Source organism: Brevundimonas sp. NPDC090276, from assembly GCF_044772165.1.
Classification (GTDB): Bacteria; Pseudomonadota; Alphaproteobacteria; order Caulobacterales; family Caulobacteraceae; genus Brevundimonas.
The window spans coordinates 652,867-665,734 of sequence record NZ_JBIVYK010000001.1; the positions used below are offsets into that span (position 1 = coordinate 652,867).

At 67.5% G+C, this 12,868-nt stretch carries 14 protein-coding genes; 5 read left to right on the forward strand and 9 right to left on the reverse strand.

The window, feature by feature from the left end; translation table 11 throughout:
- Nucleotides 1–47 precede the first annotated feature (47 nt).
- Together ACIQTU_RS03085 and ACIQTU_RS03090 are read left to right on the forward strand one after the other, a co-directional pair.
- Nucleotides 48–536, forward strand: a complete 489-nt coding sequence (locus ACIQTU_RS03085; RefSeq protein ID WP_400542144.1) for a peroxiredoxin — start codon at nt 48–50, stop codon at nt 534–536.
- A 23-nt stretch (nt 537–559) separates the two neighbouring features.
- Nucleotides 560–1,021 carry a very short patch repair endonuclease gene (locus ACIQTU_RS03090; protein ID WP_400542147.1) on the forward strand — a complete coding sequence of 154 codons (462 nt, stop codon included), beginning with the start codon at nt 560–562 and terminating at the stop codon, nt 1,019–1,021.
- On the opposite strand, the gene ACIQTU_RS03095 is transcribed toward ACIQTU_RS03090, so the two are convergent.
- The 5 genes from ACIQTU_RS03095 to ACIQTU_RS03115 all read right to left on the reverse strand — a co-directional run bounded on the left by ACIQTU_RS03095 (nt 964) and on the right by ACIQTU_RS03115 (nt 5,614).
- Nucleotides 964–2,883 (reverse strand): ATP-binding protein, encoded by a 1,920-nt coding sequence (locus ACIQTU_RS03095; protein ID WP_400542150.1) that lies wholly within the window; start codon nt 2,881–2,883, stop codon nt 964–966. The genes ACIQTU_RS03090 and ACIQTU_RS03095 overlap by 58 nt on opposite strands.
- A gap of 66 nt (nt 2,884–2,949) precedes the next feature.
- Nucleotides 2,950–3,987, reverse strand: coding sequence for a quinone-dependent dihydroorotate dehydrogenase (locus ACIQTU_RS03100; RefSeq protein WP_400542153.1), 1,038 nt, complete (start codon nt 3,985–3,987; stop codon nt 2,950–2,952).
- Complete coding sequence (locus ACIQTU_RS03105) at nt 3,984–4,340, reverse strand: DUF952 domain-containing protein (RefSeq protein ID WP_400542156.1); 357 nt, start codon at nt 4,338–4,340, stop codon at nt 3,984–3,986. The genes ACIQTU_RS03100 and ACIQTU_RS03105 overlap by 4 nt, the downstream gene beginning before the upstream one ends.
- Nucleotides 4,337–4,834 carry a SixA phosphatase family protein gene (locus ACIQTU_RS03110; RefSeq protein WP_400542159.1) on the reverse strand — a complete coding sequence of 166 codons (498 nt, stop codon included), beginning with the start codon at nt 4,832–4,834 and terminating at the stop codon, nt 4,337–4,339. Before ACIQTU_RS03110 ends, ACIQTU_RS03105 begins: the two co-directional genes overlap by 4 nt.
- A 9-nt stretch (nt 4,835–4,843) precedes the next feature.
- The gene (locus ACIQTU_RS03115; RefSeq protein ID WP_400542162.1) at nt 4,844–5,614 is read right to left on the reverse strand and encodes a class I SAM-dependent methyltransferase; all 771 of its coding nucleotides are present in this window, start codon (nt 5,612–5,614) and stop codon (nt 4,844–4,846) included.
- Nucleotides 5,615–5,769: 155 nt separating this feature from the next.
- On the opposite strand from ACIQTU_RS03115, the gene gloB reads away from it, so the two are divergent.
- The 3 genes from gloB (at nt 5,770) to ACIQTU_RS03130 (ending at nt 9,049) form a co-directional block, all read left to right on the forward strand.
- Nucleotides 5,770–6,498 carry a hydroxyacylglutathione hydrolase gene (gloB, locus tag ACIQTU_RS03120; RefSeq protein WP_400542165.1) on the forward strand — a complete coding sequence of 243 codons (729 nt, stop codon included), beginning with the start codon at nt 5,770–5,772 and terminating at the stop codon, nt 6,496–6,498.
- Between the two features lie 154 nt (nt 6,499–6,652).
- Nucleotides 6,653–7,858: a saccharopine dehydrogenase C-terminal domain-containing protein gene (locus ACIQTU_RS03125; protein ID WP_400542168.1), complete on the forward strand. Its 1,206-nt coding sequence runs from the start codon at nt 6,653–6,655 to the stop codon at nt 7,856–7,858.
- An 18-nt stretch (nt 7,859–7,876) separates the two neighbouring features.
- Nucleotides 7,877–9,049, forward strand: coding sequence for a carboxynorspermidine decarboxylase (locus ACIQTU_RS03130; protein ID WP_400542171.1), 1,173 nt, complete (start codon nt 7,877–7,879; stop codon nt 9,047–9,049).
- 26 nt (nt 9,050–9,075) lie between these two features.
- Here ACIQTU_RS03130 and ACIQTU_RS03135 read toward each other — a convergent pair whose 3' ends face one another.
- The 4 genes from ACIQTU_RS03135 to phbB all read right to left on the reverse strand — a co-directional run bounded on the left by ACIQTU_RS03135 (nt 9,076) and on the right by phbB (nt 12,842).
- On the reverse strand, nt 9,076–9,390 hold the full coding sequence (locus ACIQTU_RS03135; protein ID WP_400542174.1) for a YdeI/OmpD-associated family protein: 315 nt from the start codon (nt 9,388–9,390) through the stop codon (nt 9,076–9,078).
- A 94-nt stretch (nt 9,391–9,484) separates the two neighbouring features.
- Complete coding sequence (locus tag ACIQTU_RS03140; protein WP_400542177.1) at nt 9,485–11,170, reverse strand: hypothetical protein; 1,686 nt, start codon at nt 11,168–11,170, stop codon at nt 9,485–9,487.
- 70 nt (nt 11,171–11,240) lie between these two features.
- Nucleotides 11,241–12,068, reverse strand: a complete 828-nt coding sequence (locus ACIQTU_RS03145) for a DUF4908 domain-containing protein (protein ID WP_400542180.1) — start codon at nt 12,066–12,068, stop codon at nt 11,241–11,243.
- 48 nt (nt 12,069–12,116) lie between these two features.
- The gene (gene phbB / locus ACIQTU_RS03150) at nt 12,117–12,842 is read right to left on the reverse strand and encodes an acetoacetyl-CoA reductase (RefSeq protein ID WP_400542183.1); all 726 of its coding nucleotides are present in this window, start codon (nt 12,840–12,842) and stop codon (nt 12,117–12,119) included.
- Between the last annotated feature and the right edge of the window lie 26 nt (nt 12,843–12,868).

A 12,868-nucleotide genomic window follows, 5' to 3' on the forward strand; every position in this document is an offset into this window, starting at 1 on the left:
GTTGAACGCCGCCCGGATGTCCCGGGCCTTTAGCCCGGAGACCCTGCATGACCATCCAGATCGGCGACCGCATCCCCGACGCAACCCTGACCACCATGACCGCCGACGGCCCCAAACCGGTCACCACGGCTGAACTGTTCGGCGGCAAGACGGTCGCCCTGTTCGCCGTCCCTGGCGCCTTCACCCCGACCTGCTCGGCGCGCCACCTGCCGGGCTATGTCGACAACCGCGCCGATCTGGCCGCCAAGGGCGTCGATACGGTGGCCTGCCTGTCGGTCAATGACGCCTTCGTCATGGGCGCCTGGGCCCAGGCCAACGACCTGAACGGCACGGACGACATCGTCATGCTGGCCGACGGCAACGGCGACTTCACCCGCAGCGTCGGCCTGGCGCTGGACGCCAAGGGCTTCGGCATGGGCGAGCGCTCGCAGCGCTACTCCATGCTGGTCAAGGACGGCGTGGTCGACCAGCTGAACATTGAGCAGGGCGGCGAGTTCAAGGTGTCCTCGGCCGAGCACCTGCTGGCCCAGCTCTGATCCCGCCTGTCATGGTCTGATCCATGACGGACGTCTTCACCCCTTCGAAGCGCAGCGCGGTCATGCGCCGGGTGAAGGGGCGCGACACTGCGCCCGAATGGAAAGTCCGGCGGATGCTGCGCGCCGCCGGGATCGGTTACCGTCTGGGCGGCTGCGGCCTGCCCGGACGGCCCGACGTGGTGCTGAAGGGGCGCAAGCTCGCCGTCTTCGTCCACGGTTGTTTCTGGCACGGCCACGATTGTCCGCGCGGCGCGCGAAAGCCCCAGGCCAACGCCGACTACTGGCGCAACAAGATCGAGCGAAATCGGGCCCGTGACGCGCGCGTTGCGGCGGAACTGACCGCCGCCGGTTGGCGCGTGCTGACCGTGTGGGAGTGCGCCCTGCGCGAACCGGGCTTCGCCGAGGAACTGGTGGCCCAGGTCCGGGGTCAGGCCGCCGCGCTCTCCGCCGCCTCAGCGGCCTCCGCCGCTTCAGTCAGCACCTGAGACAGGGCCCCCAGCAAGGCGCCGGGCGTCAGGGGCTTGGAGACGAAATAATTCATTCCGGCGGCGGTGCAGGCGGCTATGTCCTCGGGCGCGGTGTCGGCGGTGACGGCGATGACCGGCACGGCGGCGTTGAGGCCGCCGCCGGCGCGCAGGCGACGCGTGGTTTCGCGCCCGTCCAGTTCCGGCATCCGCACATCCATGAAAACGACGTCGAACTCGGCCCGTTCACAGGCCTCCAGCGCGGCCATGCCGTCCTCGGCCATGGCGATTTCGCAGTCCACAGACTGGAGAATAAGCTGGATGGCGCGGCGGTTGATGGCGTGATCATCGACGACCAGAACGCGCAGCGGCGCTTCAGCCTGGTCTTCGTGCGCCTCAGACGTTTCGGCAGCGGCGTCCAGCGCGATCTCGGGCTCAAGGTCGGGCGCAGGCGCAGGTTCTGGCGCCGGCTTGGGCGCGGCGACGACGGGCTGGCTCAGGGCGCGGGTGATGGTGGCGCGGGCCTCGGGCGCCAGGCCGGCGGGCGGGGCCTCGGTCGCCGCGCCGCGCGGCAGAACCAGCGACAGGGTGAAGGTCGAGCCCTGACCCGGCGTGCTGCGCACCGTCAGGCGGCCGCCCATCAGTTCGATCAGATCGCGGCTGATAGCCAGGCCCAGGCCCGAGCCGCCAAAGCGGGCGGCCACGCCCTCGGCGGTCTGGTCGAAGGGGGTGAAGAGGCGACCCATTTGGGCGGCCGTCATCCCGGCTCCGGTGTCCTCGATGTCGATCAGCAGGACATGGGCGCCGTGTTCGTCGGGCCAGGCGTTCAGCCGCAGGGTGATGGTCCCGGCATCGGTGAACTTCATGGCGTTGGAGATCAGGTTGTTCAGCACCTGACGCAGGCGCATGGCGTCGCCGCGCACCATCTGGGGCAGGGTGCGGGCGCCCTCCAGCCGCAGGCGCAGCCCCTTGGCGCGGGCCGGGCCTGCCCACAGGCGAGCGGTCTGGGACAGCAGCAGGCGCAGGTCGAAGTCGCGGCTGTCGACGCTCATCCGCCCGGCGTCCAGCCGCGCATGATCCAGCAGGTCGTCCAACAACTCCTTCATCATCAGCCCGGCGTCGGTGATCAGGGCCACCTGCTGGCGGGCCGAGCCAGGCTTGCCGCCGCGGTCCAGTTCCTCGGCGCCGGTCAGGATGGCGCTGATCGGGGTACGCAGGTCATGGGCGACGGCGGCCAGGAAGGCGCTGCGGCTGGCCATGGCGGTCTCGGCCTCCTCGCGCTTGCGATCGGCCTCAAGGCGAGCCGTGGTCTCGGCGCGATTGGCGCGGAACAGTGTCCGCCGCGTGTTCAGGCAGAAGACGGTGTAGGACAGGATGCCGACGGCCACGGCGGTGACGACGTGGGGCGGGGCGCCCATCTGGGCCATGAACAGCGGCGTCAGGGCGAAGATCGCCAACTGGGGCAGGACGGTGCAGGCGAAGATCCGCATCGAGCCCGCCGACATGATGACGGAGTTGATCATCCCCGCCGACAGCAGCACGGCGCTGGCGATCCCGCCCATCGGTCCGCCGACGATCCATAGGGGGATGGCGATGAGACCGAAGAAGCCCGCGTTCAGAATCAGCACCAGATCGCCATAGACGCCGCGCCATCCGACCGGGGCATCGACGCGCCCCGCAACGACTGGGGCGAAGACCTCGGCTTCCAGGAACTGGATCAGGGCGTACATCACCATCCAGGTCGCGCTGAAGCGCCAGCCCAGCATGGGGCTGAACACCAAGGCGGTCGCCGCGCCCATGACGAGGCGCTGCAGCATGGCCTTGCGGCGTTGTCGGATAGCGGGCGCCCAGATGGCTTGGGCGTCGGCGGCGATCTGCGTCATGCGACTTTCCGAGCAGGCGAATTCGCCTATCGGTCAGATCATGGGGCCGCTTGCCCTAATGCTCCGTCAACGGCCCGAACCCACCGCGTCAGAAATGTGGCTGAAGCCTTCGGCGCGCAGACGCGCGGCCAGATCACGCTTGATCGCGCCGACCAGACCCGGACCGTCATAGATGAGGGCCGAATAGACCTGCACCGCCGAGGCGCCCGCGCGGATGCGCGCCCATGCGTCGGCGCCGCTGGCGATGCCGCCCACCGCGATCAGCGGCAGACGTCCGGCCGCGGCCTCTGCGGCGGCTTCCAGCGCCTTCTGGGCGAAGGGCTTGAGCGGCGCACCCGACAGACCCCCGGCCTCGCCCGCGAAGCTCGACTTTAGAGACGCAGGCCGTTCCAGCGTGGTGTTGGACACGATCAGGGCGTCGATGTGATGCGCCAGCGAGGCCTCGACGATCATGCCGATCTCCTCGCCGATCAGGTCTGGCGCAATCTTCAGGAAGACCGGCGCGCCGTTGGCGGGTCGGGCTTCGTTGATCCGGCCCAGCAGGTCGTCCAGCGCCTCGCGGCCCTGCAGGGCGCGCAGGCCCGGCGTATTGGGCGAGGAGATGTTGATGGTGAAATAGTCGGCCAGACCCGCCAGACGCTTCAGGCCCGCCACATAGTCCGCCGCCTTGTCCTCGGTGTCCTTGTTGGCCCCCAGATTGGCGCCGATGGCGGTGCGCTTCGGACGGTGGGCCAGACGCGTGGCGAACGGCTCCAGCCCTTCGTTGTTGAAGCCCATGCGGTTGATGACGGCCCGGTCTTCGGACAGACGGAACAGGCGGGGCTTGGGGTTGCCCGCTTGCGCGCGCGGCGTGACCGAGCCGCATTCCACGGCGCCGAAGCCCAGACGCGACAGGCCGTCCAGCGCCTCGCCGTTCTTGTCCAGACCGGCGGCCAGACCGACGGGATTGGACATCTCCAGCCCCGCGATGCGGGTCTTCAGGATGGGATCATCAGCGCTGGGCGCGGGCAGGGGCATGACCTGCAGGGCGCGAATGGCCAGGCGGTGCGCCGTCTCGGGGTCCATCTGGCGCAGGATGACGGCGCCGAGGTCGGTCAGGCTCATGGATTTTCGCTCAGGATCATGTCGCCCGTGTCCGTCACCGACAGGGCGCGGACGCTCCGCGTCGCCGCGACAGGCAGGGGGCCGTAGATATGGGGAAAGAGGGCGCCGCCGCGCGACGGCTCCCAGATCAGGGCCTCGCCCAGGGCCGTCAGGTCGACCTCGACCAGCATCAGGTCGCTCTGCCCCGCGTAATGCTTGGCGGCGGTGACGACCAACTGGTCGGCGGCGGACAGGTGGATATAGCCGTCGGCGTGATCGACGGCCGAACCGTCATAGGCGCCCTCGGCCAGGGTCGCCCGCCAGTCGGCGCGGCTCAGGATCTTGAAGGCGGTGGTCGGCAGGGCGTCGGTCATTTTTCGAGATCGTGCGGCGTCAGCCAGCCTTCGTAGGAGGGACGTCCGGCGACATCGACGGTGAAGATGGCCGCCGCCCCGGTGGGGAAGCCGCCGCTCATCTTGTCCATGACGCCCGGCGAGGCGGCGCTCTCGATCAGATATTCGACCGCCAACTGATGCACGCCCGGATTGTGCGCCACCAGCAGCAGGCAGCCGGCCGTGTCCTCGGCGGCCTCGACCGCGCGACGCAGCACGTCCGACGAGGCGTTATAGAGGGCAGGCGACAGATGCACCTCGACGTCGCCCATGGCTTCGCTGACCTCGTCCCAGGTCTGATGCGTGCGCCGGGCGCTGGACACCAGGGCCGTGTCAGGACGCAGACCGCGCTCGGCCAGGGCCCGGCCCATGGCACGGGCGTCGTGGCGGCCGTGCTTGGACAGTGGGCGGTCGATGTCGCCGCCGGGCGCGCTCTTCTCGGCCTGGGCGTGACGCATGATGATCAGTCGCTGCATGGGCTCGCCTTAAGGCCGTTTGCGCTCGACGACCAGTGCATGGGCGGGCGGCCCATGGTCGCGCGAGGCCGGCGAGGGGGTCAGGGCGGGGCGCCCCGCCAGCACCGCCTGGGCCAGACCCTGCGGCCGGATGCGGGCATAGGACTGACGTGTCGCTTCCAGCATGATCAGACCCGCGGCGCCCGGCAGCACCCAGCGGCCCACCTGTTCGATCCCGTCCGCCATCGGCAGCAGGGGTCGCCAGGGCGGGACATAGAGGGCTTGCGACCATGCGGCGGGCTCCAGTCCGACCTCGCGCACCAGTCGCTCCAGCTGGCCGCGCGTGAAGGGACGACCGTGGCCGAAGGGGGTGGTCTCGGCCCGCGCCCACATTCCGCCGCGCGCCGCCGTGGCCAGGATGATGCGCCCGGCAGGGGCCAGGGCGCGCACCGCCTCAGTCAGCAGAGCGCGGGGATCGTCGGCTTCCTCAAGTGCATGGACCAGCAGGATGCGATCGAAGGCGCCGGCGGCGAAGGGCAGGCGTCTTTCGTCGACCAGCAGCGTGCGGTTGCGTCCCGCCGTCGCCCATTGTTCGGCGCCCTGTCCGCCCGGCATGGCGGCGATGACCCGCCGCGCCCCGACGAAGCCGTCCAGCCAGGGCGTGGCGTAGCCCAGGCCGAGGACGTCGCAGCCCTCAGCCTCTCCCCAGGCGTCCTCCAGCCTCCGCGCCAGCACGCGCCGCACCAGCGCGCCGGTCGGCTCGCCGTAGAAGGTGCGAAGATCGTCAATGCTGCGGCGCATTTCTCTCACTCACGCTCTGTTCGCTGCGCTCATCGCTCCGTGGGGGCGGCGAACGATCGCCGACGCCCAGTCGGGCTTTGGGCAGCATGGTCGAGCTTGGCTCTCACTTGCGACCACTATAGTCCCTGCAGGGCCCTCGCTGCTAGGATGCGTCCATGACCCTGACCGTGCGCCAGTTCGCCTGCCTGTCCGACAACTACGGCTTCCTGATCCGGGACGGGGCGACCGGCATGGTCGCGACCGTGGACACGCCGGACGCGGAGGCCATCCTGGCCGAGATCGAGGCGTCGGGCTGGGGGCGGCTGGACCTGATCCTCAACACCCACTGGCATCCCGATCACACCGGCGGCAATGAGCGGCTGAAGGCCGAGACCGGCTGCGAGATCGTTGGCCCGGAAGAAGTCCGCCGCGCCGCCCCGTTGGACCGCGTGGTGGTCGACGGCGACGTGGTCATGCTGGGACGGACGGCTTTCGAGGTCACGGCCGTGCCGGGGCACACTCTGGGCCATGTCGTCTATCGGTCGGTTGAGGACGATCTGGCCTTCGTCGGCGACGTCATCTTCGCCCTGGGCTGCGGCCGTCTGTTCGAGGGCACGGCCGAGCAGATGTGGGACAGTCTGAGCCGTATCGCCGCCTGGCCCGAGACGAGCACGCTGTACTGCGCCCATGAATACACGGCGTCCAACGCCCGTTTCGCCCTCAGTATCGACGACCGGCCCGAGATGCAGGTCCACGCCGAGGCCGTCTTCACCGCCCGCGAACGCGGCCAGCCGACCGTGCCGACCACGGTCGGGGTTGAGCGTCGTTTCAACCCCTTCCTGCGCGCCGCCGACGCCGCCGACTTCGCCGCCCGCCGCGCCGCCAAGGACGGCTTCAGGGGCTAGGATTCAAGGCGAGGTCGCTTCGCGCGGAGCGACCTCGCAACCCCTGCGACACGCGACCGTTAGCGATCCTGTCATCATCGTGTTAAGAGCCCCGCCCTTTATAGCGGCGGCGGTGTCGCCAAAGCCTTTTCAGACTTCTCAGGAGAAGCCACACATGAGCAAGGTGCTGGTTATCGGCGCAGGCGGCGTCAGCTCGGTCGCCGTCCACAAGATGGCGATGAATTCGGACATCTTCTCGCACATCACCCTGGCGAGCCGCACCAAGTCCAAGTGCGACGCCATCGCTGAATCCGTGAAGTCGCGCTTTGGCGTGACCATCGACACGGCGGCCATCGACGCCGATGACGTCGCCGCGACCACGGCCCTGATCCAGTCGGTCAAGCCGGCCCTGGTGGTCAACCTGGCCCTGCCGTATCAGGACCTGTCGATCATGGACGCCTGTCTGGCCGCCGGCGTCAACTACCTCGACACGGCCAACTATGAGCCGCGCGACGAAGCCAAGTTCGAATACAAGTGGCAGTGGGCCTATCAGGAGCGCTTCAAGGAAGCCGGCCTGATGGCGCTGCTGGGCTCGGGCTTCGACCCGGGCGTGACCTCGGTCTTCGCCACCTACACCAAGAAGCACCTGCTGGACCGGATCGACACGCTCGACATCCTGGACTGCAACGGCGGCGACACGGGTCTGCCCTTCGCCACCAACTTCAACCCGGAAATCAACCTGCGCGAAGTGACCGCCAACTCGCGTCACTGGGAAAACGGCCAGTGGGTCGAAGGCCCGGCCCTGTCGCACAAGCAGGCCTTCGACTTCGAGGGCGTCGGTCAGAAGAACATGTACCTCATGTACCATGAGGAACTGGAGTCGCTGGCCAAGTTCTACCCGGAAATCAAACGTATCCGCTTCTGGATGACCTTCGGCGACAGCTACCTGAAGCACCTGGAAGTGCTGGAAAACATCGGCATGACCTCGATCGAGCCGATGATGTTCCAGGGCCGCGAGATCATCCCGATCGAGTTCCTGAAGGCCCTGCTGCCGGAACCGGCCTCGCTGGGTCCGATCACCAAGGGCAAGACGAACATTGGCACCATCGCCACCGGCGAGAAGGACGGCGTTCAGAAGACCTTCTACGTCAAGAACATCTGCGACCACGAAGCCGCCTATGCCGAAACCGGCAACCAGGCCGTCAGCTACACCACGGGCGTTCCGGCCATGATCGGCGCGGCCATGATGCTGACCGGCACGTGGAAGGGCGACGGCGTCTTCAACATGGAGCAGCTGGACCCCGATCCCTTCATGGACATGCTGAACAAGCATGGCCTGCCCTGGACGGTCGAGGAGCTGGACGCTCCGCTGGCCTTCTAAGACTGGGGATCAAGACACATGGAGACCCAGGCCGGTGATCCGGGCGCCTTTGCGCACTTCGACCTGAACCGTGTCGCCTCGCCCGCCTTCGTGGTGGACGAGGCCGCGGTGCGGCGCAATCTGGCCGTGCTGAAGGACGTGCGCGACCGGGGCAATGCTCGGGTGCTGCTGGCGCTCAAGGCCTTTTCCATGTGGTCGCTCGCGGACGTCGTCGGGGAATACCTCGACGGCGTCTGCGCCTCCGGTCTGTGGGAGGCGCGGCTGGCGCGCGAGTTCTACAAGGGCGAGCTGACCACCTATTCGCCCGCTTACAAGGCCGAGGATCTGCCGGAGATCCTGCGCCTGTCCGACCACGTCATCTTCAACTCGCCCGATCAGGTGGCGCGCTTCGCCGACCTGATCGCCGAGGCCCGCGCGGCTGGCGAGACCTTCGAGATCGGCCTGCGGCTGAACCCCGAACATTCCGAGGGCGAGGTCGCCAAATACGATCCCGCACAGCCCTGCTCGCGCCTGGGCTACCCGGTGTCGCAACTGACGCCGGAAAAGATGGTCGGCATCGACGGCATCCATATTCATGCCCTGTGCGAACAGGACTTCGCGCCCCTGTCGCGCATCTGGGCGGCGGTCGAGCCGAAGCTGGCCCCACTGCTGGGCGACGTGAAGTGGATCAATCTGGGCGGCGGCCACCACGTGACCCGCGCCGACTATCAGATCGAAGACCTGGTCGCCTTCCTCAACGACATTCAGGCGCGTTACGACGTCACCGCCTACCTGGAGCCGGGCGAGGCCGTGGCCCTGGACGCGGGCATCCTGATCGGCGAGGTGCTGGACGTCTTCGACAACGGCATGCCTATCGCCATCACCGACCTGTCGGCCACCTGCCACATGCCGGACGTGATCGAGGCCCCTTACCGCCCCGCCATGCTGCATGAGCCCGAGGACGGCGTCACAGTGCGCCTCGGCGGCCCGTCCTGCCTGGCCGGCGACATCATCGGCGACTACGTCTTCGCCGCGCGCCCCGTGCCCGGAACGCGTCTCGCCTTCCTCGATCAGGCCCACTATTCGATGGTGAAGACCAACACCTTCAACGGCGTCCCGCTGCCGTCCATCGCCCTGTGGAACAGCGCCACGGACGAGCTGCGCATGGTCAGAGAGTTCGACTGGACGGAGTTCCGCGACCGCCTGTCCTGATCGTGGGCGACTTCGCCGTCCGGGGGCTAGGAGCGGTCCTTCGCCTTCCCGTCGATCAGGACGGCCTGTTGCCAGGGGCTGGGCGCCTTGTCGGTGCGGTGGATGCAGCCGACCCAGCAGCAGGGGCGCTTCTTGCCCTCCAGCAGTTCCTCAGCCGTGCGCTCGATCCGGCGCTGGCGCGTCTTCGGCTGTTTGGCGTCCTCGACCCAGCAGATGAACTCATTGCGCCCCAGCGGCGTCAGGCCTGACCACAGGGCGAAGACCTCGGGATCCGCCTGCAAGGCCGTCTGCATGTCCGCGCCCGCTTCATGGACGACGCCCTGCGGAAAATCACTCGCCATTGAAGTCTCCGAGAAATGCGGTGGGACGCTGCGTTCTGGCGGTCGAATATGTCAATATCGCCTCACCGAAGGAGGAGGTCACGGGGCGCCTGCCCTACTCGGTCCGAATGTAGATGGGGGCCAGGGTCGCATAGACTTGCTCCGCGTCGAACACGAGCAGCGCGGGTGCGCCCTGATGGTCCGCGTCCACGAAGCGGATGTCCAATTCGCTTTCGTAACCATCAGGGTCGGAGCGGAGTATCTGTCCGAGGTGGTAGGTGTTGTATGTTAGCGTTGTGTCTCGTCGCGCGGCGATAAAGAAGCCCTTGTGTCCTGATTGACGTGCCAGATCGGCTGCTCGAAGCAGGGCTAGTTCCTCTGCTATGGCTCGCGTTCCTGTTTTCGAGCTGCGGTAGCGTACCGTGACCAAGCCAGAATCCGTTTTCCAGTCGCGGTAGCCCACAGAGCTGGTGTCTTCGTAAGATCCCGTGGCGGCCAGGAAGGGGCGTTTGGCTTCTTTCCAGGGGCTCAATCGGTTCGGCGTTTCAGGCGACGGCAGGGAGCCCAGGAAAGCTTCCGCATTGAAGCTGGTCGTTTTCAGCGCTTCACGGGCGAGTTCGACGCGAAGGTCGGCGGCCATTTTCCGAGCCTGCTCTGCTTCGGCAGGCGGCAGGAATTCCGCTGTCGCTATAAGCGTGTCGGCGCCGGTGCCATCGCGGCGTATGGCGTTTGCGTCGAACAGATCGGCCAAGCGGCTGATCTTTCCCTCGCCAGCCTGGCGCCGTCTAGCGATCGCGTCGGCCATGTCGGCGATTGCGGCGTCCTGCTTTTCGATGCGCGCGAGGGTGAGGGGCAGTTCCTCATTGTACTGTTCAAGGGCTGGGCCGCGCAGGCGGGGCGGCGACGGCGGTTGACGGTGGGCCGGCAAAACTGCGCGGGCCTCATCCATCGCCGCTTCTGCTTCGTCATGACGTCCCGTAGCGGTCAGGGCGTAGGCCCGGTAGATGGCGGAGTGGACCTTGAACTGGGCGGAGGCTTCGTGGTTGGCCAGATTCCGAAGGGCGGTCTCGATCGGCAGAAGGCTGTTGTCGGCGGCACGGAGTGCGGGCGAGAGATGCGGGTGCAAGTTGAGGAAGTCTTCAAAACGCCCCTGATCGAAATCTTGCCAGGCCAGGCGGATGCGTACCTGCGGTAGAAATCGTGCAGTCTGCCGCAGCGTCGACTGGGTCACATCGTCGTATCCGGCAAAGCTAGCGACGGAGTGAACGGCTGATATTGCGCCAGAGTCATAAGGACGCTGCTCAGCCGCGCGATTCAGCAGTGTTCTTGCCTCCTCATTCGAGCCTTGGTGCTGAAGCGCGAGGGCGCGCACCAGCGTAAGTCCCAGTTGCTGGCTGCGTTGGAACAGCGGGTCGTTCAGGCCTGGTGCGGCGGCGACGTGGGCCTGGTCAAGGTCAGCGATCGCATCGTCGGCTTGACGGGATTCCAGCCGGTGCAGCGCGCGCGCCTGAAGCAGGTTCACCTTGCGTCGCCAATGAGTGTCGGGGAGTTCCTGCAGCGCTTCGTCGCAAGCTGTAACCCCTTCTCGCCCGTGCGCGGCAGGGGATCGAACGGTCGTGCCGTAACCGGGATGAACGAAGAGGCCCATTCTGAGCGCGTACTCGGTCATGCCGTCGCCGCTGGGGTTGGCGGCGCCGTAGCCGTCACATTTAATCCAGGCGTTCTGCGCCAGTGCCGACGAGCTCAACGCAAGCGCCATCAAGCCGCCCAGAGCGACGCCGTTTCGTTTAAAGTTGCGCACATGTCCCCCAGTGCTGAATGCACTGTGACAATAACGCGGTTCACTTAGTGGGGGTAGAGCTGGCCGCCGGTCAGTCCTGCGGGATCACCGCGCGGATTACGCGAGCCGAGGAGGGGCGGCCGGCGATGCCGCGCTTGGGGTCGACAACGACGCGCAGGTCGCCGCCGGAATAGGTCACCGAGGCGCGGGAGCCCTCGACCACGGTGATGCTGCGCAGCCGGTCGAGGAAGGGGCGGGCGCTGGGCGAGCGGGCGATGCGGACCACGGCGTCGGTGGTGACGATCAGGGCCTCGATGCACAGGGCCTCGGATTCCTCGCCCGACAGGTTGATGCGGATCAGCCGGCCCATGGCCTCGCTGACCATGCCGCTGCGGCGGGTCATCAGGTTGAACATCTGCACCGGGCCGAGGCTGGTCGGCTGCAGGCTGACAGGGGGGCCGGCCTGGGACACGGGCGAGCCGCCCGGGTTGCGAGTCGTATAGACGGTGATGCCGCCGCTGGGGGTGACGCGCAGCACCTGTTCGCCCGCGTCGTTGCGATAGATGGTGTCGCCGCGCGGGGCCGAGGAGGGGCGCAGGGCCCAGGTCTCGTTCGAGCGGTCGAAGCGCAGCAGGGTCAGCGACCCGGCCCGGTCCAGTACGAAGCCCTGGCCGGCTTCCGAAACATAGCGGGCCGGCGGCGGCACGCTACGCGTCACCGTCTGGTCGCGGATGGTGCGGCTTTGCTCGGCCTGGACGTTGGAGCGCAACTGGGCCGATGCCGGGCTGGCCGACAGGCAGGCGGTCAGCAGCATCAGGGCGGCCAGGTCCAGGCGCAGGCCCGCAACCGTCGCGGCGCGCGGCGCCACGGCGGCGAAGCGCGGCGGATTCTCCGCCTCAACCTCAAGCCCTGCCATCATGAGAGCAGTCGTGGAACGCCCGAACGGCGGATTTTGGGCAAAGCGGATTTAGCCAACCAGGTACTGTCCGCCGTTCAACGAGAGGGTGCAGCCTGTGACATATCCGGCACGCTCGCCCGACAGCCAGGACACCATGTCGGCGATCTCCTCGCCCTTGCCCAGGCGGCCGACCGGGATCTGGGCGATGATGCTGTCCAGCACCTTCTGGTCCATGGCGCCGACCATTTCCGTGTCGATGTATCCGGGGGCGATGCAGTTGACGGTGACGCCCTTGCGGGCGTTTTCCAGGGCCAGGGCCTTGGTGAAGCCGATCATCCCGGCCTTGGCGGCGGAATAGTTGGTCTGGCCGATCTGGCCCTTCTGGCCGTTGATCGAGGAGATGTTGACGATGCGGCCAAAGCCCCGGTCGCGCATCCCGTTGATCACCTGACGCGTCATGTTGAAGACGCTGTCCATGTTGACGCGGATCACGTCGGACCACTGATCGGCGCTCATCTTGTGGAAGAAGCCGTCGCGGGTGATGCCGGCGTTGTTCACCAGGACGTCGATGGGACCGAGTTCGGCCTCCACCTCCTGCACGGCCCGGGCGCAGTCCTCGAACGAGCCGACATTGCCCTTGACCACCATGACGCCCAGCTCGCGCGCCGTGGCGGCGGCGGCCTCGTCATTGCCGGAATAGCCGGCGGCGACGGCCATGCCGTCTTCCCGCAACCGCTGAACGATCGCCTTGCCGATACCCCGGGTTCCCCCGGTCACCAGAGCCACACGCGTCATGATCCGCTCCCCTGTCTGGACGACGC

Excerpts from the sequence above, each read along its gene's own strand:
- ACIQTU_RS03085 (WP_400542144.1), top strand. The coding sequence starts at position 48 with ATGACCATCCAGATCGGCGACCGCATCCCCGACGCAACCCTGACCACC.
- ACIQTU_RS03090 (WP_400542147.1), top strand. The coding sequence starts at position 560 with ATGACGGACGTCTTCACCCCTTCGAAGCGCAGCGCGGTCATGCGCCGG.
- ACIQTU_RS03095 (WP_400542150.1), bottom strand. The coding sequence starts at position 2,883 with ATGACGCAGATCGCCGCCGACGCCCAAGCCATCTGGGCGCCCGCTATC.
- ACIQTU_RS03100 (WP_400542153.1), bottom strand. The coding sequence starts at position 3,987 with ATGAGCCTGACCGACCTCGGCGCCGTCATCCTGCGCCAGATGGACCCC.
- ACIQTU_RS03105 (WP_400542156.1), bottom strand. The coding sequence starts at position 4,340 with ATGACCGACGCCCTGCCGACCACCGCCTTCAAGATCCTGAGCCGCGCC.
- ACIQTU_RS03110 (WP_400542159.1), bottom strand. The coding sequence starts at position 4,834 with ATGCAGCGACTGATCATCATGCGTCACGCCCAGGCCGAGAAGAGCGCG.
- ACIQTU_RS03115 (WP_400542162.1), bottom strand. The coding sequence starts at position 5,614 with ATGCGCCGCAGCATTGACGATCTTCGCACCTTCTACGGCGAGCCGACC.
- gloB (WP_400542165.1), top strand. The coding sequence starts at position 5,770 with ATGACCCTGACCGTGCGCCAGTTCGCCTGCCTGTCCGACAACTACGGC.
- ACIQTU_RS03125 (WP_400542168.1), top strand. The coding sequence starts at position 6,653 with ATGAGCAAGGTGCTGGTTATCGGCGCAGGCGGCGTCAGCTCGGTCGCC.
- ACIQTU_RS03130 (WP_400542171.1), top strand. The coding sequence starts at position 7,877 with ATGGAGACCCAGGCCGGTGATCCGGGCGCCTTTGCGCACTTCGACCTG.
- ACIQTU_RS03135 (WP_400542174.1), bottom strand. The coding sequence starts at position 9,390 with ATGGCGAGTGATTTTCCGCAGGGCGTCGTCCATGAAGCGGGCGCGGAC.
- ACIQTU_RS03145 (WP_400542180.1), bottom strand. The coding sequence starts at position 12,068 with ATGATGGCAGGGCTTGAGGTTGAGGCGGAGAATCCGCCGCGCTTCGCC.
- phbB (WP_400542183.1), bottom strand. The coding sequence starts at position 12,842 with ATGACGCGTGTGGCTCTGGTGACCGGGGGAACCCGGGGTATCGGCAAG.